The following is a 21,845-nucleotide window of genomic DNA, read 5'->3' as shown; positions in this document are numbered from 1 at the left end:
CGGTGTCGTGACGGCCGGCATCGCGGCGACGGGTGTCGGGACGGCCGGTGCCGCCTCGAACAGTGGCCCTGAACAGTGCCGCCTCGAACGGTCGGCCGGTCACTCCTTCCGGTAGACGAGGCGCTCCCCGGTGCTCACGTTGACCCGCTCGAGCGTGCCGTCCGGCAGAAGGGTGACCTCGGTCTCGGAGCCCGGGGAGCACGCGGTACCGGGCCCGGTCCGCACGAGGGACGGCCCGATGGCCAGCGGTCCCTCGTCGCCGGGATCCTCGCTCAACTCGGCGACGAACACGCAGCGGTAGTCGCTGCCGCCGTCGGAGGGCCCTTCGGCGACGAGGGACAGGACCGTGTCCCCCACCTCACCCTGCTTGATGGTCAGCTCCCGGGTGTGACGGCCGGACGCGTTGTCGATGGTGGTGGTCCAGGTGCCGAGGTACGCCGCCGGGACCGCCCCGTCCGTGGACGCCGAGGGGGAGTCTTCGGTGGTCGGCTCGGGGTCCGGCTCCGAGGTGCCGGGATCGGCGGACTCGTGCTCGCCGGTGACGGCCGGGGAGGGCGCGGAGCTCCCGCCCGTCCCACCGTCCCCCCTGTTCATCAGCGCGTACATGGTGCCGCCCGCGGCGAGCGCGACGATCAGTGCGATGACGACGAGCAGCACCGTGGAGCGGCTGTTGCCGCCGTCGGCGGGAGCCTGCGGGTGGCCTCCGTAGGCGGGGCCGGCGGCCGCGTGCGGGTGGGGCGGGATGCCCGGGGCCGGGGTGCCGTACGGCGACGGCGCGGCTCCCGGACCGTGGCCACCCGGCCAGCCGGGAGCGGAGCCCGGGGCGTGCGCGGGCTGATGCGGGAAGCCGTAGGCGGGAGCGGGCCCCGGGCCGGGGGCGGACTGGTGGGGGAAGCCGTAGGCGGGGCCGGGGGGTGGGGCGCCGGGGGCGGGGGGCGCCGGCTGGACCGTCGCGCCGGGAGCGGGGCCGGGGCCGGGAGGCGCGGCGGCGGTGAGGCCCGGGGGCGTGGCACCGGGGGTGGGCGGGGGCGTGGAGGGCTGGGCGGCCGGGGCCGACGGGGGCGTCCGGCCTGCCCGTGCCGCCTGGCCCGCGGCCATCGTCGGCAGGTCGTTCAGCCGGCCTGGACCGGCCGCCGGCGAACCCGGGGCGGGCGGGCCCGGCGGGCGGGCCGGGCCCGCCGGAGCCCCGGCGGCATCCGCGCCGGACGTCTGCCGGGGGTCCCCTTCCCGCGCTGCGGCTTCCCGGCCGTCGGCCGTCTGCTCGGGCCGCGGCGCAGCGGCGCTCTCCGACCGCGCAGCCGGTACCGGACCCGCCGGGCCGACGGGAGCCACCGGACCTGCGGAACCCGCAGGACCCGCAGGAGCCACCGGACCCGCAGGACCGACCGGAGCCACCGGACCCGCAGGACCGACGGGACCGACGGGGCCCGACGGAACCACGGGCGCACCCGGCGCCGATGGCGCCGCAGCCCCGGCCCCCGCCGTCCCCGGTGGCGCCGGTGCCGTCGTCGTCGGGTCCTCCGTGTCCAGCAGCCGCACCGCGTGGCGCCCCAGTTGGGCGACCAGGGGGGCCGGGAGCCATGGGTCGCGCGAGCGGCCGTCGGTGACGGTGTCCTCCGCTCCGGTGCGTTCCAGGATGCCGTCCAGGGTGGGCCGGTCGCCCGGGTCCTTCTGAAGGCAGTCGCGGACCAGTTCGGCGATGCCCTCGGGCACCCCGTCCAGGTCGGGTTCCTCCTGGGCGATGCGGAACATCAGGGCGTGGACGCCGCTGTTGGCCGTGCCGAAGGGGAGCCTGCCGGTGGCGGCGTAGGCGAGGACCGAGCCGAGGCAGAAGATGTCGCACGCCGGTGTGATGCGGTCCCCGCGTACCTGCTCGGGGGCCATGAAGCCGGGCGAGCCCACCACGACGCCGGTACGGGTGAGGCCCGCGTCCGTGACGGTCTCCAGGGCCCGTGCTATCCCGAAGTCGATGACGCGCGGCCCGTCGATGGTCACGAGCACGTTGGACGGCTTGAGGTCGCGGTGGACGATCCCGGCGGCGTGGATGTCCTTCAGCGCGTGCGCGAGTCCGGCGGCGAGGATGCGCACCGAGCGTTCCGGCAGCGCGCCGTGGTCGCGGCCCACGATCCGCTCGAGGCTGGGCCCGGCGACGTACCCGGTGGCCACCCACGGCACCACGGCCTCGGTGTCCGCGTCGAGGACGGGCGCGGTCCAGAACCCGCCGACCTGCCGCGCGGCCCGTACCTCCTGCCGGAAGCGCGCCCGGAACTCCTCCTGGCGGGCCAGTTCCGCGCGCACCAGCTTGACGGCCACGGTGCGTCCCCGGTCCGACCGGGCCAGATAGACGTACCCCATGCCCCCCGCGCCGAGCCGCGCCAGCAACCGGTAGGCACCGATCCCCTGCGGATCTCCGGGTTCGAGCTTCTCCAACGCCCCGCCGCCTCCCCCTACACGAGCAACAGGCCGAGGATAGTGCCGATGTGGGGCGGCGCGCGGGTGGGGCGGCGGCCAGGTTTCGGGCCGCTCTGTCGACAACCTGTCGCGGAATCCCGCGCACCGCAGACAGGACGCCCATACCGCGCCCGTACGACGGACATCTACGCTCGCCCGCATGACTCCTCAGCCCAGCCCCGAGGCCGGCGCCGCCGTGAAGGCGGCGGACCGCGCGCACGTGTTCCACTCCTGGTCCGCACAGGAGCTCATCGACCCGCTCGCCGTCGCCGGCGCGGAGGGGTCGTACTTCTGGGACTACGACGGCAAGCGGTACCTGGACTTCAGCAGTGGACTCGTCTTCACGAACATCGGCTACCAGCACCCGAAGGTCGTCGCCGCGATCCAGGAGCAGGCGGGGCGGATGGCGACGTTCGCGCCCGCGTTCGCCGTCGAGGCGCGTTCCGAGGCCGCCCGGCTGATCGCGGAGCGGACGCCCGGCGACCTGGACAAGATCTTCTTCACGAACGGCGGCGCGGACGCCGTCGAGCACGCGGTGCGCATGGCCCGGCTGCACACGGGCCGCCCGAAGGTGCTGTCGGCGTACCGCTCGTACCACGGCGGCACCCAGCAGGCCGTGAACCTCACCGGTGACCCGCGCCGCTGGGCCTCCGACAGCGGTTCGGCCGGAGTCGTGCACTTCTGGGCGCCGTTCCTCTACCGCTCGCGTTTCTACGCCGAGACCGAGGAGCAGGAGTGCGCCCGGGCACTGGAGCACCTGGAGACGACGATCGCCTTCGAGGGCCCGGCGACCGTCGCCGCGATCGTCCTGGAGACCATCCCGGGCACGGCCGGGATCATGGTGCCGCCGCCCGGTTATCTGGCCGGGGTCCGCGAGATCTGCGACAAGTACGGCATCGTCTTCGTGCTGGACGAGGTGATGGCCGGGTTCGGGCGGACGGGTACGTGGTTCGCGGCCGACCTGTTCGGCGTCGTACCGGACCTGATGACCTTCGCGAAGGGCGTGAACTCCGGATACGTGCCGCTCGGCGGGGTGGCCATCTCGGGGAAGATCGCGGAGACGTTCGCGAAGCGCCCCTACCCCGGCGGTCTGACGTACTCCGGGCATCCGCTGGCGTGCGCGGCGGCCGTCGCGACGCTCAACGTGATGGCCGAGGAGGGGGTCGTCGAGAACGCGGCCCGCCTGGGCACCGACGTCCTCGGCCCCGCGCTGCGCGCTCTGGCGGACCGGCACCCGTGCGTGGGCGAAGTGCGCGGCACCGGCATGTTCTGGGCGCTGGAACTGGTGCGCGACCGGGAGACGCGGGAGCCGCTGGTGCCGTACAACGCGGCCGGAGAGGCGAACGCGGCGATGGCGGCGTTCGGCGCCGCCGCGAAGGCGGGCGGTGTGTGGCCCTTCGTGAACATGAACCGTACGCACGTGGTCCCGCCGTGCAACGTGACGGAGGCCGAGCTGAAGGACGGCCTCGCGGTGCTGGACGCGGCCCTGACGGTGGCCGACGAGTACACCGGATAGGAGAGCACCGGAGGTCAGCAAGCTGTCACCGGCCGATCGCGGGCACCTCGAACGCGTAAGGTGGCGTGCTCGAGAACATGACCATGTACGCGGATGTACGTGGACATGTACGTGGACAGGTGCGTGGACAGGTCCGCGCACGCCGCCGAACGCGACGGGAGAGAACCCCGAACATGCCCGGCCTCCGCGGCCCCGGTGCCGTGACGCGTAGCACCCTGCGGCAGCAGATCGCCGACGCGCTCCGTGACGAAGTGCTGGCGGGGCGGCTGAAACCCATGCAGGCCTTCACGGTCAAGGAGATCGCCGAGCAGTACGGCGTCTCCGCCACCCCGGTCCGCGAAGCGCTCGTGGACCTGGCGGCGCAGGGACTGCTGGAGGCCGACCACCACCGCGGGTTCCGGGTGCCGCTGTACTCGGCCGAGGACCTGCGCAACATGCTGGACGCCCGCCGCCTCGTCACCGAGGGCATCTTCCGGTCGATGGCCGAACGCACCGACCTGGACGCCTCGGCCGTGCCCCACATGGTCGCCGCGCTCGCCGTGGTCCGCCGACGCGGCGAGGAGGCGCAGCGCGCCGCCATGGCCGGTGACCTCACCGTCCTCGTCGGCTACGACCTGCGGTTCTGGCGCGAGCTCAGCACCCTGTTCGGCAATCCCTACCTCGGCGACTTCCTGCACCGGCTGCGCAGCCAGACCTGGGTCTGCGTGGTGCAGCAGCTGCGCCGGGCGCCCGACCTGCGCGGCCGGCTGTGGTCCGGCCACGCGGACCTCATCGACGCGATGGCACGCCTGGACACCCAGGGGGCGTACGAGATCATCAAGTCGTACAACAGTCACGCCCTGAAAGACCTCGCCCTGTTCGACACCCCGGAGTCCGAGCCCGACGCTCCCGCGCGGTGACGACGGCGGACGAGGACACGGCCCGGGCGGGGCGGGGACACGTGCGGGGGCGGGACGGCGCGCGGGGGCCCGGTGAGCGCCGGCGCGCGTCATCGGCAGCCGGGCGGGTAAGGAACGGGGCACGGGGGAACCACGCGAAGAAGCGGAACACGCGGAGGAACCGCCGCCGCCCGCACCGATACCCTGCCAGGACCCACGTCCCCGCGACCACGTGCTGTGCGCTGATGAGGAGCCCTCTTTGGCCTGTGACCTGTGGCTGGTACCGCTCGTCGACGTGTTGTGCCACACGCCCGACAACCCGTTCGCCGAAGAACTCGCGCAATACGACAAGGTGTTGACCGAGGCCGGGCTGCCGCCGGTGCCGGTGTACCAGTACATGCCGGGCCTGTCCGGTGACGTCGCCCCGGTGGCGGGCTTCGACTACGACGCGCTGCACTTCCTGCGCCGCGCCTACCTGCTCCAGGTGTGCGGGCTGCCGGTGACACCGGTGGACGAACTGGGCGGCGACTACGAGCAGTTGCTGGAGATGTTCGAGGCGACGGCCCAGCAGTCGCACCTGGTGTGGCACTACGACCACGCGGGCACGTACGTCCCCGTCGACTTTCCGCACCCTCTCGCCGACGACGAACTCCTCGCGGGCGGCGGCCCGTTGGGCTCGTCCCAGGCCCTGCTGAGGGAGCTGGAGGCGGTGGCGGCGTCCATCGGCATCGACCCGGCCAACCCGCCCCCCGCGCCCGACCCTCCGAAGTCCCCCACGGAACTGGAGGAACCGGCGGTCCCGGCCCCGCACGACCCGAGTCCCTTCGCCCGCGAACGTCACGTCTGGCTGAGCCTGCACGCGGCGGCGACCCGGAGCCTGGCCCAGGGTTCGATGATCGTCTTCAGCTGAGGGCGCGGACGGGGTCAGCGCAGCTCGGAGAGTCCCTTCTGCAGGTCGTCCGCGTTCATGACCGGGTTCACTTCGACCTCGGCGTTCATCTGGGTGAAGAAGGGCTCACCGGTCGGGGGCAGTTCCGAGCTGTCCTGCATGTCGAAGAACAGCAGCGCCGTCCGCCGTCCGCCGATCGGCCCGAAGTAGGCCGCCTCCGGCTGGATCCGCTCCAGGGTCTCCTTCATGAGCTCGGGCAGCTTCCCGCTGCGGATGAGCTCGTTCGCCTTCTCCGTGTCCATCGTCGCCTTGAGCATCACGCGCATCGCACTCACCTTCTCCGGTCGACGCACGCGGGGTAGGAATCTCAGCCTATGCCCGCCCGTCGCCGCCCGCGCGGGCAGCGGCGATGAACTCCGGTCAGGCCCCCGGCATGCTCGTCCTGGCCACCTCGGCGCGTTCGTCTTGCGAGCAGGGGCGGTGACGGAGGAGTGACGCCCCGCGGGACGGCCGGCGCCCGCACCGCACCGGCCGTCCCGCATCGGGCGCTCAGAGGAACGAGTTGATCTCGATCGTCTCGTCCCGGCCCGGCCCCACGCCGATCGCGGAGATCGGCGCGCCGGACAGGTCCTCCAGGGCCTTCACGTACGCCTGCGCGTTCTTCGGGAGGTCCGTGAAGGTCTTGGCCCGGCTGATGTCCTCCGTCCAGCCGGGCAGCATCTCGTAGACCGGCTTGGCGTGGTGGAAGTCGGTCTGGGAGTACGGGAGTTCCTCGACGCGCCTGCCGTCGATCTCGTACGCCACGCAGACCGGGATCTGTTCCCAGCCGGTCAGGACGTCCAGCTTCGTGAGGAAGAAGTCCGTCAGGCCGTTCACGCGGGTCGCGTAGCGGGCGATGACCGCGTCGAACCAGCCGCAGCGGCGGTCGCGGCCGGTCGTGACGCCCCGCTCGCCGCCGATGCGGCGCAGCGCCTCGCCGTCCTCGTCGAAGAGCTCCGTCGGGAACGGGCCCGCGCCGACGCGGGTCGTGTACGCCTTGAGGATGCCGATGACCCGGTTGATCTTCGTCGGCCCCACGCCGGCACCCGTGCAGGCGCCGCCCGCGGTCGGGTTCGAGGACGTGACGAAGGGATACGTGCCGTGGTCGATGTCCAGGAGCGTGCCCTGGCCGCCCTCGAAGAGGACCACCTTGTCCTGCTCCAGGGCCTGGTTCAGGACCAGGACCGTGTCGGCGACGTACGGCGCCAGCTTGTCCGCGTAGCCCAGCAGCTCCTCGACGACCTGGTCGACGGCGATCGCGCGCCGGTTGTAGAGCTTGGTGAGGACCTGGTTCTTGACGTCGAGCGCCGCCTCCACCTTCTGGGTGAGGATCGACTCGTCGTACAGGTCCTGGACGCGGATGCCGACGCGGTTGATCTTGTCCGCGTAGGTCGGGCCGATGCCGCGGCCGGTGGTCCCGATCTTGCGCTTGCCGAGGAAACGCTCCGTGATCTTGTCGACGGTCACGTTGTACGGCGTGATGATGTGCGCGTTTCCGCTGATCAGGAGCTTGGACGTGTCGACGCCACGCTCGTTCAGTCCGCTCAGCTCGGAGAACAGGACCGACGGGTCGACGACGACGCCGTTACCGATGACCGGCGTACAGCCGGGAGACAGGATTCCGGAAGGGAGCAGGTGCAGGGCGTACTTCTGGTCGCCCACGACCACCGTGTGGCCGGCGTTGTTGCCGCCCTGGTATCGCACCACATAGTCGACGGAGCCGCCGAGCAGGTCCGTCGCCTTTCCCTTGCCTTCGTCACCCCACTGAGCACCGAGCAGCACAAGTGCGGGCACGCGCGTACACCCCTTCCGGGCGGGGCATGTCCTGGGTCAGGGGCTTACGCGGAGGGTTTCCGCCGCGTGCCCCGCGGCCGTCGTTGGCCGCGACCGTCGGACCGGATGCCCCGGAATAGACGAAGCCCCTGGCGCAATAGCGCAAGGGGCTCTTGCACAAAGATGCTACCCGAGGAAGCGAGGCAGGACCGAGGTGGCGACTTTCGCGACGTCCGACCAGCTGCTCGTGGTCATCGACCCGGTGGCCCGTCGAACGGACGGAGAATCGGTACGGATCGCGAAAGACGTGCTCAGCGCGGGTGCGGCGGCGAAGGTGTGTCTGCCCGACGGGCCGGAGGATTTCGCCCGCGCCCTGTCCCGGCGCGGCTCGCGGAGGCCGGTCGTGATCGGTGACGACCGGACGCTCGTCCACGTGGTGGCGCTGCTGCACCGGCACCGGGAGCTGGCCGGATGCGCCCTGTCGATGGTGCCGGTCGGCCGCGAGCTGGGCCTGGCCCGGTCGCTGGGCGTGCCGGCGGGCACGGTGGCCGCGGCGCGGGCCGTGCTGGACGGCGCGGCGCGGCGGCGCGACCTTCTCGTGGACGACAGTGACGGGGTGGTGCTGGGCGCGGTCGGGATACCGCCGTTGTGGGACGGGCCGCCGGGCGACGACGACACCGACGCGTCGTCCGATCCGGCCCGGCCCTGGCTGCGTACCTGCCAGTCCCTCGTACGGACCCTGGTCCCGGCGCGTCCAACCCGGCTCGTGCACGCGCCCGTCCCGGGCCCGTCCCGGCTGCGGATCGAGGTCGACGGCAGCACCCTGGTGGACCTGGACCAGCCGGTGACGGGGATGTCCGTCCGGCCCGGCACCTCGGGGATGGCCGGGATCGAGGTGCGGCCGGTGTCGGTGGGCGCGAAGGCCTCCCCGGTGCTGGCGAAGGGCCGCACGGTCACGGTCTCGGGTGCGGACTTCCACTACCGGGCGGACGCGTCGGTCTCGGGGCCGGTCCGCCGCCGGACGTGGACGGTGCGGGAGGGAGCCTGGGCGCTGACTCTGCCGTCGGCGCCGTGAGGGGTCGGGGCGCTTCGGCGGGGTGGGCCGGCGGGCGGCGGGCCGGAGGAGAGCCGGTTCCCTTCCGGTCCCAGCCGCTCACAGGGAATCAGGAGGCGCTCACACCACCACCCGCAGCCCCTCCAGGCCTCTGATCACGAAGTTCGGCTTGCGCTTCGGCTCTGCGGCGAGGGCCAGGGTGGGGGCCCGTTCCAGCAGGGCACGCATCGAGGCGGCCAGTTCGATGCGGGCCAGGGGGGCGCCGATGCAGTAGTGGATACCGGCGCTGAAGGAGATGTGCGGGTTGTCGCGGCGGGCCAGGTCCAGCCCGGCGGGCTCGGTGAAGACGGCCGGGTCGTGGTTGGCGGAGCCGAACAGCAGGGCGATCTCGGCGCCGCGCGGCATGGTCGTCCCGTCGATCTCGATGTCGTCCAGCACCCAGCGCTCGAACAGCTGGAGCGGTGTGTCGTACCGCAACAGTTCCTCGATCGCCGAGGGTACGAGGGAGTGGTCGGCGCGCAGGGCGGCCAGGTGCCCGGGGTGCCGGAAGAGGGCGTGCCAGCCGTTCACGGTCGCGTTGACGGTGGCCTCGTGACCGGCGTTGAGCAGCAGTACGGCCGTCGAGATCAGCTCCTGCTCGGTGAGACTGTCGCCCTCGTCGTGGGCGGCGATCAGCCCGGACATCAGGTCGTCCCCGGGGCGCTCGCGCCGCTTTGCGATCAGCTCCCGCAGGTAGTCCGAGAACTCGGCCGAGGCGCGGACCGCCCGCGCCGCCGTCTCCTCGGACGGGTTCAGCTCGTACATCCCGCAGATGTCCGCCGACCAGGGCCGCAGGGGTGCCCGGTCCGCCTCCGGGATGCCCAGCATCTCCGCGATCACGGCGACGGGCAGCGGTTCGGCGACGTCCGTGAGCAGGTCGCCGCCGCCCGCCGCCACCAGCCGGTCCACCAGGTCGGCGGCGAGCCCCTCGACGTAGGGCCTGAGCCGTTCCACGGTGCGCGGCGTGAACGCCTTGGACACCAGGCGCCGGATGCGGGTGTGGTCCGGCGGTTCCAGGTCGAGCATGCCGTGGTCGTTGAGCGTGTGGAACGGCTCGTGCGCGGCCGGCGGCGGCGTCCGCCCGAAGTCCTCGTGCGTGAACCGGTGCCGGTAGGTGCGGCCGAGGCGCCGGTCGCGCAGCAGCGCCGAGACGTCCGCGTGGTGCGGTACGAGCCACTGGCCGGTGGGCTCGTAGGGGATCACCCGGCCCCGGGCCCGCAGTGCGGCGTAGCCGGGGCAGGGGTCGGCGACGAACGCGGGGTCCCAGGGGTCGAAGGCTGCCGTCATACCGGGACGCTAGCCCGGCCGGCCCGCCCCTGACCAGGGCCGCCGTCGTCGTCAGCGCGGCGTCACCAGCCGGGCCTCGTACGCGAACACCGCCGCCTGGGTGCGGTCCCGCAGCCCCAGCTTCACCAGGACGCGGCTCACATGGGTCTTGATGGTCGACTCCGCCACGACCAGCCGCGCGGCGATCTCCGCGTTGGACAGGCCCTGCGCGATGAGGACCAGTACCTCGGTCTCCCGCTCGGTCAGGTCGCCGTACGCCGCGTGCGCGGACGTCATCGGGTGCGGCGGCGCGTCGGACAGTTTCGAGAACTCGGTGATCAGCCGCCGGGTGACCGAGGGCGCGAGCAGGGCCTCGCCCGACGCCACCACCCGCACGCCGTCCGCGAGCTGCCGCGCCGAGGCGTCCTTCAGGAGGAAGCCGGACGCGCCCGCCCGCAGCGCCTGGTACACGTACTCGTCCAGGTCGAACGTGGTCAGCACCAGCACCTTCGCCGAGCCGTCGGCGGCGACGATCTCACGGGTCGCCTCGATGCCGTTCAGCTCGGGCATGCGGATGTCCATCAGCACCACGTCGGGGGCCAGCTCGCGGACCTTGGCGACCGCCTCCCGGCCGTTGACGGCCTCGCCGACGACCTCGATGTCCGGCATGGCGTTCAGCAGCACGGAGAAGCCCTCGCGCACCATCATCTGGTCGTCCGCGATCAGCACACGGATGGTCGTCCCCGTCATGCGTCACCCTCGCCCACCGTGCCGGCCGTGCCGGTGACCGGCAGGAACACGGCCACCTCGTATCCCCCGTCGTCGGTGGCGCCCGCCGTCATCTCGCCGCTCAGCATGGACACCCGCTCCCGCATGCCGGTGATGCCGTGGCCCGCGCCGTGCGAGGGCTTGATCAGGGAAGGCCGGGGCGGCGGCCCGTTGACGACGCGCAGGCCGAGCCCGCCCAGCACGTACCCGATCTCGACGCGGGCGCTCGCGCCGGGCGCGTGCCGCAGCGTGTTGCTGAGTGCCTCCTGCACGATGCGGTACGCCGACAGCTCCACGCCCTGCGGCAGTTCCCGCACCGCGCCGGTCACCACCTTCTCCACGGTGAGCCCCGCGTCCCGCACATTGGCCAGCAGCCTCTCCAGGTCGGCGAGCGTGGGCTGCGGCGCGTCCGGCGCCTCGTAGTCCTCGGCCCTTACGACACCGAGTACGCGCCGCAGCTCGGTCAGCGCCGCGACCGCGTTCTCCCGGATGGTGACGAAGGCCCGCTCCAGCTCGGGCGGCGGGTTCTCCACGCGGTACGGGGCGGCCTCCGCCTGGATGGCGACCACCGACATGTGGTGGGCGACCACGTCGTGCAGCTCGCGGGCGATGGTCGTCCGTTCCTCCAGCAGCGTGCGCCGGGAGCGTTCGTGCGCGGTGACCGTCTGCTGCGCGGTCACCTCCTGCCGGGCCTCGCGCCGGGTCTGCCGCACGGCGACCGCGAGCAGCGCGAGCGCCGACAGGACCAGCATCGGGGTGCTGTTGTCTGAGTAGCGCCCGCCACCGAGCATCACCTCGGCGAGGAAGCCGTAGCAGAGGGTCAGCGCCCACATCCAGGCCGCGGTACGGGGACGGGTGCGTATCGCCACGACGATCAGCACCGTCAGGTGGCAGAGGAACGCGCCCGGCGTCCACGGCCAGTCGCCCCAGGCGCCGTCCAGCACCGACACCACCGGGGTCATGGCCATGGAGAGCCAGAACGCGCCGACCGGCCGCACGAGCGTGGCCAGCACGGGCACCGCGCACAGCAGGCCCGTCAGCAGGGCGGGCAGACCCTCGTAGCCGCTGTTGCCGACGTAGCCGCCGTACAGGGCGATCAGCGCGGCGCCCACGACCGTCGCATGGGGCAGATGCGCGGCCCGCGCCCTGAGCCGCGCGGGCAGGTGGCGGGTCACCGGCCCGTCCGTCGCCATGGGCGGCAGCGGCCGGTAGGCGAAGGCGTCCTCGATCAGATCCTGCCGCAGCCCGCGCAGGGCACCCTGCGCGAGCCGGTACTCGGGGCTGCGCGCCCTCGTGTCGTCCATGTGCGTCGTCTCGGTCACGCTCACACGGTAGGGCGGGGCGGTACGGGGGTCGTCACCGTGGAGAGGGGTTCACCGGGGTCCGTCTCAGGTACTACGTGCGCGCTTGACCTCGTCGAGGAAGGCGGCGAAGGCCTCCCGGGGGAAGGAGAGTGTGGCACGGGCGGGGATCTTGGAGTCGCGGACGGCTATGCGAGTGGGGAGATCGGCTATTTCGACACACATGTCGCCGTCGCCGCCGTCTGAGTAGGTCGACTTGCGCCAAATCATCACATCTCCTTTCTCAGACGGTGAATAAAGTCCCGAGACGCATTGGGTTCCAACGAGGCGCTCCTCACTCTTTGGTACAGAGTTTGAAGGAGCAGCAGCTGAGGTCCGGTATCGATGTAGCGGTTCCCAGTCGGTGAATCACGCAGCCCAGTGTCCAGTTTGGGTACCGGGCCTCCCAGGTATGTCATCGAAGCCCCGGCACCAGCGAATCCGTCCTGATCAAAGGGGATGACTCGCACCAACACTCGTCCGGCCTCGATCTCCTCCAGAATCACATCCAGTTGTGAACGCAACGCCTGACGGTCGGCCACCCGGACACGCAACGGGAACTCGTGAACGATGGTTTCGTACGGCTTGGGCGATTCCCGGAACGCTGCGCGCCGCGCCATTCGATGCTCCACACGTGGGGCCACCTCGGACGGGGACAATTCAGGCCGCACATAAGTGAAGACCGCACGCGCATATTCGGGCGTCTGCAACAAACCGGGCACGTGATTGATCACCACCTCGCGCACGAACGTTGCATGGTGCTCCACCTCAGCCGTGTCCATGAACACCGGCGGCAGCACCCCTCGAAACTCCTCCCACCACCCCCGCGTGCGATCCGTAGCCATGGCCACCAGGGCGTCGATGTACGGCTCGTCCACGCAGCCGTAATGAGCCGCGAGCCGCCGCACGCGCTTCTCGCTGACGCCCGCCAGGCCGGCCTCCATCTGACTCATCTGGGCCGACGTCGAATTCAGCAGGCCCGCAACCTCACGAGCTTTCAGCCCAGCCGCTTCGCGTAGCCGTCGCAGCTCGGTGCCCAGTCGCACCTGCCGTGCCGTGGGCTGACTCCTCGGCGCCATGGCCCTCCTCAACAGCCCTGTTGCCCTACCCCGTTCGAGCCTCAGATTACGGCACGGCTTGCGTGAGCAAAAATTTATGCTCTACCTTCAGTGCTGCACCGCACACGCTGCGCAACCCCGGGGCACCGGAAGCGCACCGCGTCGTCGTGTCCTGACGACGCGGCAATGACACCGAACCGCCCCTCCCGCACCCCCACTTCCTCAGAAGCGGAGCCCCCGCATGCCCGAAACCGGAGCCCCCGGAGCGCCCTGGGAGTACTCCCTCCACATCCCGAACGACGCCCGTGCCGTGACCGTCAGCCGTCGCACCCTCCGGCTGGTCCTCACCCTGCACGGCCTGACCGGGCTGGTGGACACCGCCGAGCTGCTGGCCGCCGAGCTGGTGTCCAACGCCGTACTGCACACGAAGGGGCCCGCCGCCCTGCGGGTCCGCTGGTCCCCGCCGGGCACGCTCCGCATCGGGGCCTGGGACGCCGACCCCGAGCCCCCGGAGGCGTTCCCCGGCGAACTGGGGCAGCGGACGGCCGACGACGAGGGCGGTCGGGGACTGTTCCTGGTCAGGTCGTGTTCGGACCTCTGGGGCTGGCAGCCGCTGTCCCGGTTCGGCCACCGGGGCAAGTACGTCTGGTGCGAGCTGGCCGCAGGCTGAAACGACGACGGAGAGACGCATCATCATGCTCAAGCCCGACCCCGCCGTGCTCTACCTCCGCGTGGAACCCGGCCGCGCACCCGGACCCGCCGAGGACGAGGCGCGTGCCTTCGCCGACCAGCGCGGGCTGACGGTCGCCGAGGTCGTCACGGACCCGTACGGCGAACCCGACCCCGGCAGGCGTGCCGGATGGCAGCGCGTCCGGGACATGGCCGCGCGCGGTGAGATCGGCACCGTCGTCGTCCGGTTGCCGTCCTGCATCGCCCCGGACCGGTCGCACGAGGTGCGGTACCGCGAGATGCGGTGGCTGCTCGACCGGGGCGTGCGGGTGAGGTTCTCGTGGCCCGCGCTGACCCTGCCCGACGGCGGGGCCGCGTGAGGGCGATCACCACGCGAGCTGGGCGATCTCCTCCGCCACCACCGCGCACGCGTCCGCCGCCGGGTCGATGAGGGGGAAGTGGCCGACGCCCTCCAGCAGGGTCAGGCCGACCACCTCGCCCGCCTTTGCCGCAGCGTCCGCGTACGCCTCGGCCACCGCCTGCGGTACGTCGATGTCCTCGCGGCCCTGGACCAGCGTCGTCGCGATGCCGGTCGGCAGGAGCAGCGCCGGGTCGGCGTACGGACGGCGCTCCTCGAACGTGCCGTCCGCACCGAGGAGTTGACGCGCCGCGCCCCCGCACACGTTCAGCGAGTCGGCGACCGTGAAGTCGGCGATCGGGGCGAGCGCGACCACACCGCGCAGCGGCGCGGGCCGGTCCAGGTACCACGGGGCGTCGGCGGGCAGCAGGTGCCGGGCCGCCACCCACAGGGCGAGGTGACCGCCCGCCGAATGGCCGGTGACGACGATCCGGCGCGAGTCGGCCTCCGGCAGCGCCTCCCGCACCAGTCGGGGCAGCGCGTCCAGCGCGACGGCGACGTCGTCGAAGGTGTCGGGCCAGCGGCCGGCCGCCCCGCCCTCCACCTCCGTACCCTGCCCGGACGCGGGGTCCGCACCCCGCCGGTACTCCACGCTCGCCACCGCGAAGCCCCGGTGCGCCAGGAACGCGGCGAAGGGGCTGACGTGCTTGCGGTCGTACGGTGTCCGCCAGGCCCCGCCGTGCAGGACGGCGACCAGGGGGGCCGGGCCGCCGGGGCCCGCCTCGCGGCGCGGGGCGTAGAAGTCGATCACCTGGTCGGGGTGGTCGCCGTACGCGACGCTGACGTCGGGGTCGACCGCCGGGTGCGAGAAGGCCGACTTCTCCTCGGCGGCGGCCCTGGCAGCGGCGCGCTCCGGTTCTGCTGCGGCGCTCGGCATGCTCAACCTCTCAGCTGTGAAACGGATTTGGCGGACCAGGAGACAGAATCGGCCGTTGGCCGGGACGGTACCAGGCCGGTGACGTGCGCGGAGACGCGGATGTCACGCTGGGTGAGGCCCATCGGTCCTGTTGTCGCGTCGCGCCGACCCCGATCGGCGCGACGCGACGTCACCGGCGACCCGAACCCGGCCGCCCCCGGCCGTCTCAGCCGCCTCCCTCCGCCAGCACCTCCCCCAGCGTCCGGGCCGCCCGCTCCGCCTCCGCGAAACCGACGTACAGCGGGGTGAAGCCGAAGCGCAGCACGTCCGGCGGGCGGAAGTCGCCGACCACGCCCCGCTCGATCAGCCGCCGCATGGCCTCGCCCGCGCCCGCGCAGCGCAGCCCGATCTGACTGCCGCGCTCCGCGTGATCGAGCGGTGTCACGCACTCCACCCGCCCCTCGGGGACGTACGCCGCCACGCACCGGAGGAAGAAGTCCGTCAGGGCGAGGGACTTGGCGCGCACCGCCTCGACCGGAACGCCGTCCCAGACTTCGAGGGCGGCCTCCAGGGCGAGCATGGACAGGATGTCCGGCGTGCCGACCCGGCCGCGCCGCGCGCCGGACACCGCCTCGTAGTCGGGGCGCATCCCGAAGGGCTCGGCGTGCGAGGTCCAGCCGGGCAGCGGCGAGTCGAAGCGGTCCTGGAGGCCGTGGCGCACGTACAGGAAGGCCGGGGAACCCGGCCCGCCGTTGAGGTACTTGTACGTGCAGCCCACCGCCAGGTCCACGCCGTGCTCGTCCAGGCCCACCGGCAGGGCGCCCGCGCTGTGGCACAGGTCCCACACGGCGTACGCTCCCGCCCCGTGCACGGCGGCCGTCAGCGCCGGCAGGTCGTGCAGCCGGCCGGTGCGGTAGTCGACGTGGTTCAGCAGGACGGCCGCCGTACGCCCGCTCAGCGCCGCCGGCACCTCGGACGGGGTCACGGCCCGCAGCGTGCGGCCGGTCAGCCGGGCCGCCGACTCGGCGATGTACCCGTCCGTCGGGAACGTCGACGCGTCCACCAGGATCTCGTCCCGGTCGTCACCCGCGAGGCGCACCGCGCCCACGACGGCCTTGAAGACGTTCACGCTGGTCGAGTCGCCGACCACGATCTGTCCCGGCGCGGCGCCGACGAGCGGGGCGAGCAGGTCGCCGATGCGCTCCGGCGCCGTCCACCAGCCGCCCACCTCCCAGGACCGGATGCGCTGCTCGCCCCACTGGCGGCGGACGACGTCCGCGACCCGGTCGGGCACGGCGGCCGGCAGCGCGCCCAGCGAGTTGCCGTCGAGGTACACGGTGTCGTCCAGGACGAAACGGGCGCGCAGGGCGGCCAGTTCGTCGGCCGCGTCGCGTTCCTTGGCTTCCGGAGCGAGGTCAGTCACGGGCTCAGTCACGGGCTCAAACATACGACCGGGCCGTCCACAGTTCCGGGAACACGTTCTTCTGGGCCCGCTTCTCCAGCCAGGCGACCCCGGCGGAACCGCCCGTACCGGCCTTGGCTCCCATCGCGCGGCGCGTGGCCACCAGGTGGTCGTTGCGCCAGCGCCACACCAGCTCCGCGACGTTGGTCAGCGCCTCGCCGAGACGGGCGACGTCCGCGTCCGGGTCACCGGAGTAGACGGCCGTCCAGGCCGCCTCCACCTCGGGCGACGCCTCGTACCGCTGCGTCACGTCGCGCTGGAGCACGGCGTCGGGGATGTCGAACCCGCGGCGGGCCAGCAGCCGTACGGCCTCGTCGTACAGGCACGGCTCGTGCAGCGCCTTCTCCAGCTCCGCGTGGGCGCGCGGCGCACCCCGGTGCGGGACCAGCATGGACGCCGACTTGTCGCCGAGCAGGAACTCCAGGCGGCGGTACATCGCCGACTGGAAGCCGGAACCCTCGCCGAGGGAGGAGCGGTACGCGTTGAACTGGGCCGGCGTGAGCTGCGCCAGTGGCGTCCAGGACGCGTTCAGCGCCTCCAGCTCGCGGACGGAACGCTTCAGCGCGGCGATCGCCGTGGGCACGTCGTCATGGCGCAGGGCGTCCGCGGCGGTCTCCCACTCGTGGACGATCACGGTGAACCACAGCTCCATGACCTGGCTGGTGACCAGGAAGACCATCTCTCCGGGATCGTCGGAGAGGAGGTGCTGGAGGTGCGTGAGCACGTCGGCCCTGACGTAGTCCTCGTACGGTGTCGTACCGGCGAAGTCGAGATGCGGGGTCTCGGGCTCCTGACCCTGGTCGGCACCGTGGGCCGGGTCAGTCTGGTGAGCCTGGTGGGACATCGCTGTCTCCTGATGTGTACTCCGGGTAGCGGTCCGCCCCTGCCGATCCCGGCACGGGGGCCCCGGTCCCCACTCGCATACTCCGCAATGGTCCCCCACGAGAGCAAGGCCCGCCTGATCGCCACAGGCGGGCCCCTTCGGTACGCAGACGTACGGATACGTACGGTGACCCGCTCAGCCCAGGGTCTGGGCGGCCGCCGGCGAGGAGTCCTTCAGGAACTGGGCGCAGCGCTGGTACTCCTCCTGCTCCCCGATCGCCTGCGCGGCGCGGGCGAGGGCGTGCAGGGCGCGCAGGAAGCCGCGGTTCGGCTCGTGCTCCCAGGGCACCGGGCCGTGGCCCTTCCAGCCGCTGCGGCGCAGGGAGTCCAGGCCGCGGTGGTAGCCCGTCCGGGCGTAGGCGTACGACTCCACGGCGCTGCCGCGCTCGAAGGCCTCGTCGGCCAGACGCGCCCAGGCCAGGGAGGACGTCGGGTACTTCGCGGCGACGTCGGCGGGCGACGTGCCGGTGGCGAGCAGCTCGCGGGGCTCCGGGTCGTCGGGCAGGTGCGTCGGGGGCGGTCCCCCGAGGAGGTTCTCGTGAATGGACATTCCTCCAGTGTCCCGCAGTCGCCGGGCGGGCATGCGGAAGGCCCGGCAGCAACTCGGCTGCCGGGCCCCACGGGCGCCGCGTACGGGCCCTACTTGATCTTCGTGCCGGTGGAGCGCAGGTGCCCGCAGGCCTCCGTGACGCGTGCCGCCATCGACGCCTCGGCGAGCTTGCCCCAGGTGCGCGGGTCGTAGGTCTTCTTGTTGCCGACCTCGCCGTCGACCTTCAGGACGCCGTCGTAGTTGCGCAGGACGTGGTCCACGACCGGGCGGGTGAAGGCGTACTGGGTGTCCGTGTCGATGTTCATCTTCACCACGCCGTTCTCCAGCGCGGTGGCGATCTCCTCGGCGGTGGAGCCGGAGCCACCGTGGAAGACGAAGTCGAACGGCTGGGAGCCGGCCGGCTTGCCGTACTTGGCGGCGATGCCCTCGTTGAGCTTCTTCAGCAGCTCGGGGCGCAGCACGACGTTGCCCGGCTTGTACACGCCGTGCACGTTGCCGAAGGAGGCGGCCAGCAGGTAGCGGCCCTTCTCGCCGAGGCCGAGGGCCTCCACCGTGCGGACGGCGTCGTCGACGGTCGTGTAGAGGGAGTCGTTGATCTCGTGGGAGACGCCGTCCTCCTCGCCGCCGGTCGGGGTGATCTCCACCTCGAGGATGATCCTGGCGGCGCGGGCGCGCTCCAGCAGCTCCTGCGCGATCGACAGGTTGTCGGCGAGGGTCTCCGCGGAGCCGTCCCACATGTGGGACTGGAACAGCGGGTTGCGGCCGGCCTTGACGCGCTCCTCGGAGACCGCGAGCAGCGGACGTACGTAGCCGTCGAGCTTGTCCTTCGGGCAGTGGTCCGTGTGCAGCGCGACGGTGATGCCGTACTTCTCGGCGACGATGTGCGCGAACTCGGCGAGCGCGACCGCGCCCGTCACCATGTCCTTGTTGTGCTGGCCGCCCAGGAACTCGGCACCGCCGGTCGAGATCTGGATGATGCCGTCGCTCTCCGCCTCCGCGAAACCGCGCAGGGCCGCGTGCAGGGTCTGCGAGGAGGTGACGTTGATGGCCGGGTAGGCGAACTTGCCTGCCTTCGCCCGGTCCAGCATCTCGTTGTAGACCTCGGGAGTTGCGATGGGCATCTGTCCGCTCCTTGGTTGTGCGGGTTGCGTTCTGCGTACTTACGGCCCTGGCCTAGAACCTTGGGTGCGACGTCATCGTCGGCCCCATCCTTCCAGACCGGCCCCGGTGCGCCGCGGCACCGTCCGCGGGCTGGTCGCGGCCGTCGGCCGTCGGTCGCCGGGCGTCGGTCGCCGGGCGCCGGGCGCCGGTCGCCGGTCGCCGGTCGCCGGTCGCCGGTCGCCGGTCGCCGGTCGCCGGTCAGTCCAGGCCGAGGTCGTCCTTGGAATACGCGAAGAGATACGGCACGCCCGCGCCGTCCTGGATCTTCTCGGCGGCGCCGGTCGCCCGGTCGACGATCGTCGCGACCGCCACGACCTCCGCGCCCGCCTCCCGGACCGCCTCCACCGCGGTGAGCGGCGAGCCGCCCGTGGTGGAGGTGTCCTCCACCACCAGGACGCGGCGGCCCGCGATGTCCGGGCCCTCCACACGGCGCTGCAGCCCGTGCGCCTTGGCGGCCTTGCGCACCACGAACGCGTCCAGCCTCCGGCCGCGCGCGGCGGCGGCGTGCAGCATGGCGGCGGCCACCGGGTCGGCACCCATCGTGAGCCCGCCGACCGCGTCGAACTCCAGGTCCGCGGTGAGGTCCAGCAGCACCCGGCCGACGAGCGGGGCGGCCTCGCCGTCGAGGGTGACGCGGCGCAGGTCGACGTAGTAGTCGGCCTCCAGGCCCGAGGAGAGGGTCACCCTGCCGTGCACCACGGCCTTGTCCTTGATCTGCCCCAGCAGCGCGCCGCGTACGTCGTCCGTCTTGTCCGTCATGCCTGTCAGCTTAGAGGCGGCGCCAGCTCCAGGTCGTGGCGGCCTCCAGCGGCTCCAGCGGGGTGACCAGGCGCGGGAGGGTGTTGAGCCCGTCCGGCGGGCCGGTCTGCGGCTCCACGCACACGGCCTCGCGCTGCTCGTCGTAGATCACGACCCACTCCTCGCGGCTGGCCACCCTCAGCTCCAGCAGGCCGGGCCAGGTGAGGGTGACGTCGACGCCGCCGGGCATGCCGAAGCAGTCGTCCCACGGGCCGGGTTTCGGGTCGAGGCGGTTGCCGGTGGGCAGGTGGTCGGCGCCGCGTTCCTCCTGCCAGGCCGCGTCGAAGCCGATCCGCGCGTCCTGGCCGCCGAGGCTCCGGTTGAACCACGGGTGCCAGCCGATCTGCGCCGGGAACGACGTCTCGTACGTCTCCACCGCCATGGTCAGCGTCAGCGCGTCCTCGCCGAGCTCCACGACCTGCGTCACGCGGCCGGAGTAGGGCCAGGGGTCCACCAGGTCGTACGTGATCACCGCCTCGGTGCCGCTCGCGCGGGCCGTGCGCCAGGCGCCGTCGCGTGCGGTGCCGTGGATGGCGTGCGGCGGGGCGCTGAGCGGGAGCCGGTGGACGACGGCGCCGTCCCGGAAGCGGCCCTCGCGGACCCGGCCGCACCAGGGGACCATCGGGAAGCAGCCGTAGCGGTCGCCCTGCCTCAGCAGCTCGGTGCCGCCGATGCGGAGCCCGCCGATCCGCCCGCCGTTGCCCGGCAGGACGGTCACCTCCGCGTCACCCGCGGTCAGCGTGATGGGTTCGTTACTCACGTGACGACCCTACTGGGGCGATCAAGAGGGCGTTCCCGGACCGCGGGCGGGCGGGTCCGTCCGCCGGTCACGCCGGGGGCTCGCCTCACCGGCGTCTGCGCAGCGCCCTTCCGACCACGATCGCCGAGGCCAGGACGACGGCCGCCACCGGGGCCGCCCAGCGCAGCGGGGTCTGCGCCGCGAGGCCCTGCGGGGCGGGCACGGGCGCGTACCGGCCGCGCGGCGGGGCGTGGTCCACTTCCTCGGCGCTGCGGCCGATCATCGTCCGCCGCGCGTGGGCGGCCTCGGCGATGTCCTCACCGTCGATGCGCCTCGCCGCCACGGGATCGTCGTCGGCGTGGGGGTCCAGGGACGAGGGCGGCACCTCGGCGTCGAAGACGGAGGCGGCCTCGTCGGCGTCGGCGTCGGCGTCGGCGTCGGCGTCGGCGTCGGCGTCGGCGTCGGCGTCGGCGGATTCGACATCGGCCGCTTCGGTGCCGGGGGCCGGCGCGGCGGCGTCGGCCGGTTCCGTAGCGGCGGGGTCGGTGGTGGTGCCGGGGGTCGGCGCGTCGGCGGGGTCGGTGGTGGTGCCGGCGGCCGAGGCGTCGGCGGGCGGCACGTCGGCCGTCGGCTCGCCCGCTTCACCCCGTTCCCCGTCCGGCGCCACTTCCGGAGCTTCTTCCGGCTCCCCTTCCGGAGCTTCTTCCGGCGCCTCTTCCTGCGTTTCTTCCGCCACGGCGCCGAGGTTCTCCGCGAAGCGGTCCAGCAGGCGCAGGGCGGCCGAGGCCACCGCGTCCCGCGGCCACTCCGTGAGACGCCCGTCGGCGGTGGCCGTGCCCGTGAAGGTGAGGGTGCTGGCGCCGTCGGTGTCGCGGACGCGGACCGTGAGGGAGAGCGCCGCCGTGCCGGGGCCGCGGGACTCGGTGGCGTCGCCCGCGACGGCGTACGAACCGTCGTCCTGTCCGGTGACGCGTACGACGCCGCGGTAGGTGATGGAGTGGCCGCCGATGCGCAGCTTCAGCCGCCCGGTGACGGGCTCGGCTCCGGCGTCCTGCTGGAGCCCGGGGACCGCCCGGGCCACCCGCGCGGGATCGGCCAGCGCCGCTCTGAGCCGCTCGGCCGGAAACGGAACGAACACCTCGTGCTCCATGTCGACGGAGCCTACCCAGTCGGCGGCGAACTGCACCCGTGCGCCGCCGCGGAAGTCCCGCCCCGCCCCTCGGGCGGGCAGCCGGCCGC

22 protein-coding genes are annotated in these 21,845 nt (G+C 72.7%); 6 read left to right on the top strand and 16 right to left on the bottom strand.

The window, feature by feature from the left end; all coding sequences use genetic code 11:
* Window positions 1–99 precede the first annotated feature (99 nt).
* Window positions 100–2,430 carry a protein kinase gene (locus ABZ354_RS13780; RefSeq protein ID WP_358656301.1) on the bottom strand — a complete coding sequence of 777 codons (2,331 nt, stop codon included), beginning with the start codon at window positions 2,428–2,430 and terminating at the stop codon, window positions 100–102.
* Window positions 2,431–2,611: 181 nt separating this feature from the next.
* Between ABZ354_RS13780 and ABZ354_RS13775 the strand changes: the two genes are divergently transcribed.
* From ABZ354_RS13775 to ABZ354_RS13765, 3 genes are all read left to right on the top strand, one after another.
* Window positions 2,612–3,967, top strand: a complete 1,356-nt coding sequence (locus ABZ354_RS13775; protein ID WP_358656299.1) for an aspartate aminotransferase family protein — start codon at window positions 2,612–2,614, stop codon at window positions 3,965–3,967.
* Window positions 3,968–4,140: 173 nt separating this feature from the next.
* Window positions 4,141–4,866, top strand: a complete 726-nt coding sequence (locus ABZ354_RS13770) for a GntR family transcriptional regulator (protein WP_358656297.1) — start codon at window positions 4,141–4,143, stop codon at window positions 4,864–4,866.
* A 238-nt stretch (window positions 4,867–5,104) separates the two neighbouring features.
* On the top strand, window positions 5,105–5,755 hold the full coding sequence (locus ABZ354_RS13765) for a hypothetical protein (protein ID WP_358656295.1): 651 nt from the start codon (window positions 5,105–5,107) through the stop codon (window positions 5,753–5,755).
* Window positions 5,756–5,769: 14 nt separating this feature from the next.
* Here the strand turns inward: ABZ354_RS13765 and ABZ354_RS13760 are convergent, their stop codons facing one another.
* Window positions 5,770–6,060, bottom strand: a complete 291-nt coding sequence (locus ABZ354_RS13760; protein ID WP_358656293.1) for a hypothetical protein — start codon at window positions 6,058–6,060, stop codon at window positions 5,770–5,772.
* Between the two features lie 223 nt (window positions 6,061–6,283).
* On the bottom strand, window positions 6,284–7,567 hold the full coding sequence (locus ABZ354_RS13755) for an adenylosuccinate synthase (RefSeq protein ID WP_358656291.1): 1,284 nt from the start codon (window positions 7,565–7,567) through the stop codon (window positions 6,284–6,286).
* Between the two features lie 193 nt (window positions 7,568–7,760).
* Between ABZ354_RS13755 and ABZ354_RS13750 the strand changes: the two genes are divergently transcribed.
* Window positions 7,761–8,621 (top strand): diacylglycerol kinase family protein, encoded by an 861-nt coding sequence (locus tag ABZ354_RS13750; RefSeq protein WP_358656289.1) that lies wholly within the window; start codon window positions 7,761–7,763, stop codon window positions 8,619–8,621.
* 99 nt (window positions 8,622–8,720) lie between these two features.
* On the opposite strand, the gene ABZ354_RS13745 is transcribed toward ABZ354_RS13750, so the two are convergent.
* From ABZ354_RS13745 to ABZ354_RS13725, 5 genes are all read right to left on the bottom strand, one after another.
* Window positions 8,721–9,926, bottom strand: a complete 1,206-nt coding sequence (locus ABZ354_RS13745; protein ID WP_358656287.1) for a cytochrome P450 — start codon at window positions 9,924–9,926, stop codon at window positions 8,721–8,723.
* A gap of 51 nt (window positions 9,927–9,977) precedes the next feature.
* Window positions 9,978–10,655 carry a response regulator transcription factor gene (locus tag ABZ354_RS13740; protein ID WP_358656285.1) on the bottom strand — a complete coding sequence of 226 codons (678 nt, stop codon included), beginning with the start codon at window positions 10,653–10,655 and terminating at the stop codon, window positions 9,978–9,980.
* A complete protein-coding gene (locus tag ABZ354_RS13735) occupies window positions 10,652–11,977 on the bottom strand; it encodes a histidine kinase (protein ID WP_358656566.1) in 1,326 nt (441 codons plus the stop codon). Before ABZ354_RS13735 ends, ABZ354_RS13740 begins: the two co-directional genes overlap by 4 nt.
* Window positions 11,978–12,061: 84 nt before the next feature.
* The gene (locus ABZ354_RS13730; protein ID WP_358656283.1) at window positions 12,062–12,244 is read right to left on the bottom strand and encodes a DUF397 domain-containing protein; all 183 of its coding nucleotides are present in this window, start codon (window positions 12,242–12,244) and stop codon (window positions 12,062–12,064) included.
* Window positions 12,244–13,092 carry a helix-turn-helix transcriptional regulator gene (locus ABZ354_RS13725; protein WP_358656281.1) on the bottom strand — a complete coding sequence of 283 codons (849 nt, stop codon included), beginning with the start codon at window positions 13,090–13,092 and terminating at the stop codon, window positions 12,244–12,246. Before ABZ354_RS13725 ends, ABZ354_RS13730 begins: the two co-directional genes overlap by 1 nt.
* Before the next feature lie 220 nt (window positions 13,093–13,312).
* Here ABZ354_RS13725 and ABZ354_RS13720 point away from each other — a divergent pair, with 220 nt between their 5' ends.
* Entirely contained in the window at window positions 13,313–13,741 is a 429-nt protein-coding gene (locus ABZ354_RS13720) for an ATP-binding protein (protein WP_358656278.1), read from the top strand.
* Window positions 13,742–13,766: 25 nt separating this feature from the next.
* Window positions 13,767–14,120, top strand: a complete 354-nt coding sequence (locus ABZ354_RS13715; RefSeq protein ID WP_358656276.1) for a hypothetical protein — start codon at window positions 13,767–13,769, stop codon at window positions 14,118–14,120.
* Window positions 14,121–14,126: 6 nt separating this feature from the next.
* On the opposite strand, the gene ABZ354_RS13710 is transcribed toward ABZ354_RS13715, so the two are convergent.
* The 8 genes from ABZ354_RS13710 to ABZ354_RS13675 form a co-directional block, all read right to left on the bottom strand.
* Window positions 14,127–15,035, bottom strand: a complete 909-nt coding sequence (locus ABZ354_RS13710) for an alpha/beta hydrolase (RefSeq protein ID WP_358656274.1) — start codon at window positions 15,033–15,035, stop codon at window positions 14,127–14,129.
* Between the two features lie 205 nt (window positions 15,036–15,240).
* Window positions 15,241–16,437 carry a kynureninase gene (gene kynU / locus ABZ354_RS13705; RefSeq protein ID WP_358656564.1) on the bottom strand — a complete coding sequence of 399 codons (1,197 nt, stop codon included), beginning with the start codon at window positions 16,435–16,437 and terminating at the stop codon, window positions 15,241–15,243.
* A gap of 16 nt (window positions 16,438–16,453) precedes the next feature.
* The gene (locus ABZ354_RS13700; protein ID WP_358656272.1) at window positions 16,454–17,320 is read right to left on the bottom strand and encodes a tryptophan 2,3-dioxygenase family protein; all 867 of its coding nucleotides are present in this window, start codon (window positions 17,318–17,320) and stop codon (window positions 16,454–16,456) included.
* 174 nt (window positions 17,321–17,494) lie between these two features.
* Window positions 17,495–17,908 carry a DUF3151 domain-containing protein gene (locus tag ABZ354_RS13695; protein ID WP_358656270.1) on the bottom strand — a complete coding sequence of 138 codons (414 nt, stop codon included), beginning with the start codon at window positions 17,906–17,908 and terminating at the stop codon, window positions 17,495–17,497.
* An 89-nt stretch (window positions 17,909–17,997) separates the two neighbouring features.
* Entirely contained in the window at window positions 17,998–19,029 is a 1,032-nt protein-coding gene (gene fbaA, locus ABZ354_RS13690; RefSeq protein WP_358656268.1) for a class II fructose-bisphosphate aldolase, read from the bottom strand.
* A 238-nt stretch (window positions 19,030–19,267) separates the two neighbouring features.
* The gene (gene pyrE / locus ABZ354_RS13685; RefSeq protein WP_358656266.1) at window positions 19,268–19,828 is read right to left on the bottom strand and encodes an orotate phosphoribosyltransferase; all 561 of its coding nucleotides are present in this window, start codon (window positions 19,826–19,828) and stop codon (window positions 19,268–19,270) included.
* Between the two features lie 10 nt (window positions 19,829–19,838).
* Window positions 19,839–20,627: an aldose 1-epimerase gene (locus tag ABZ354_RS13680; RefSeq protein ID WP_358656264.1), complete on the bottom strand. Its 789-nt coding sequence runs from the start codon at window positions 20,625–20,627 to the stop codon at window positions 19,839–19,841.
* An 85-nt stretch (window positions 20,628–20,712) separates the two neighbouring features.
* On the bottom strand, window positions 20,713–21,756 hold the full coding sequence (locus ABZ354_RS13675; protein WP_358656262.1) for an SRPBCC family protein: 1,044 nt from the start codon (window positions 21,754–21,756) through the stop codon (window positions 20,713–20,715).
* Between the last annotated feature and the right edge of the window lie 89 nt (window positions 21,757–21,845).

Origin of the sequence: Streptomyces sp. NPDC005925 (assembly GCF_040638805.1) — a bacterium.
GTDB lineage: Bacteria > Actinomycetota > Actinomycetes > Streptomycetales > Streptomycetaceae > Streptomyces.
Note: the sequence above shows the minus strand (reverse complement) of the source record. Positions and strands in the feature narration are given on the sequence as shown.

Excerpts from the sequence above, each read along its gene's own strand:
- ABZ354_RS13775 (WP_358656299.1), top strand. The coding sequence starts at position 2,612 with ATGACTCCTCAGCCCAGCCCCGAGGCCGGCGCCGCCGTGAAGGCGGCG.
- ABZ354_RS13770 (WP_358656297.1), top strand. The coding sequence starts at position 4,141 with ATGCCCGGCCTCCGCGGCCCCGGTGCCGTGACGCGTAGCACCCTGCGG.
- ABZ354_RS13760 (WP_358656293.1), bottom strand. The coding sequence starts at position 6,060 with ATGCGCGTGATGCTCAAGGCGACGATGGACACGGAGAAGGCGAACGAG.
- ABZ354_RS13745 (WP_358656287.1), bottom strand. The coding sequence starts at position 9,926 with ATGACGGCAGCCTTCGACCCCTGGGACCCCGCGTTCGTCGCCGACCCC.
- ABZ354_RS13740 (WP_358656285.1), bottom strand. The coding sequence starts at position 10,655 with ATGACGGGGACGACCATCCGTGTGCTGATCGCGGACGACCAGATGATG.
- ABZ354_RS13735 (WP_358656566.1), bottom strand. The coding sequence starts at position 11,977 with ATGGACGACACGAGGGCGCGCAGCCCCGAGTACCGGCTCGCGCAGGGT.
- ABZ354_RS13730 (WP_358656283.1), bottom strand. The coding sequence starts at position 12,244 with ATGATTTGGCGCAAGTCGACCTACTCAGACGGCGGCGACGGCGACATG.
- ABZ354_RS13725 (WP_358656281.1), bottom strand. The coding sequence starts at position 13,092 with ATGGCGCCGAGGAGTCAGCCCACGGCACGGCAGGTGCGACTGGGCACC.
- ABZ354_RS13720 (WP_358656278.1), top strand. The coding sequence starts at position 13,313 with ATGCCCGAAACCGGAGCCCCCGGAGCGCCCTGGGAGTACTCCCTCCAC.
- ABZ354_RS13715 (WP_358656276.1), top strand. The coding sequence starts at position 13,767 with ATGCTCAAGCCCGACCCCGCCGTGCTCTACCTCCGCGTGGAACCCGGC.
- ABZ354_RS13710 (WP_358656274.1), bottom strand. The coding sequence starts at position 15,035 with ATGCCGAGCGCCGCAGCAGAACCGGAGCGCGCCGCTGCCAGGGCCGCC.
- ABZ354_RS13700 (WP_358656272.1), bottom strand. The coding sequence starts at position 17,320 with ATGTCCCACCAGGCTCACCAGACTGACCCGGCCCACGGTGCCGACCAG.
- ABZ354_RS13695 (WP_358656270.1), bottom strand. The coding sequence starts at position 17,908 with ATGTCCATTCACGAGAACCTCCTCGGGGGACCGCCCCCGACGCACCTG.
- fbaA (WP_358656268.1), bottom strand. The coding sequence starts at position 19,029 with ATGCCCATCGCAACTCCCGAGGTCTACAACGAGATGCTGGACCGGGCG.
- pyrE (WP_358656266.1), bottom strand. The coding sequence starts at position 19,828 with ATGACGGACAAGACGGACGACGTACGCGGCGCGCTGCTGGGGCAGATC.
- ABZ354_RS13675 (WP_358656262.1), bottom strand. The coding sequence starts at position 21,756 with ATGGAGCACGAGGTGTTCGTTCCGTTTCCGGCCGAGCGGCTCAGAGCG.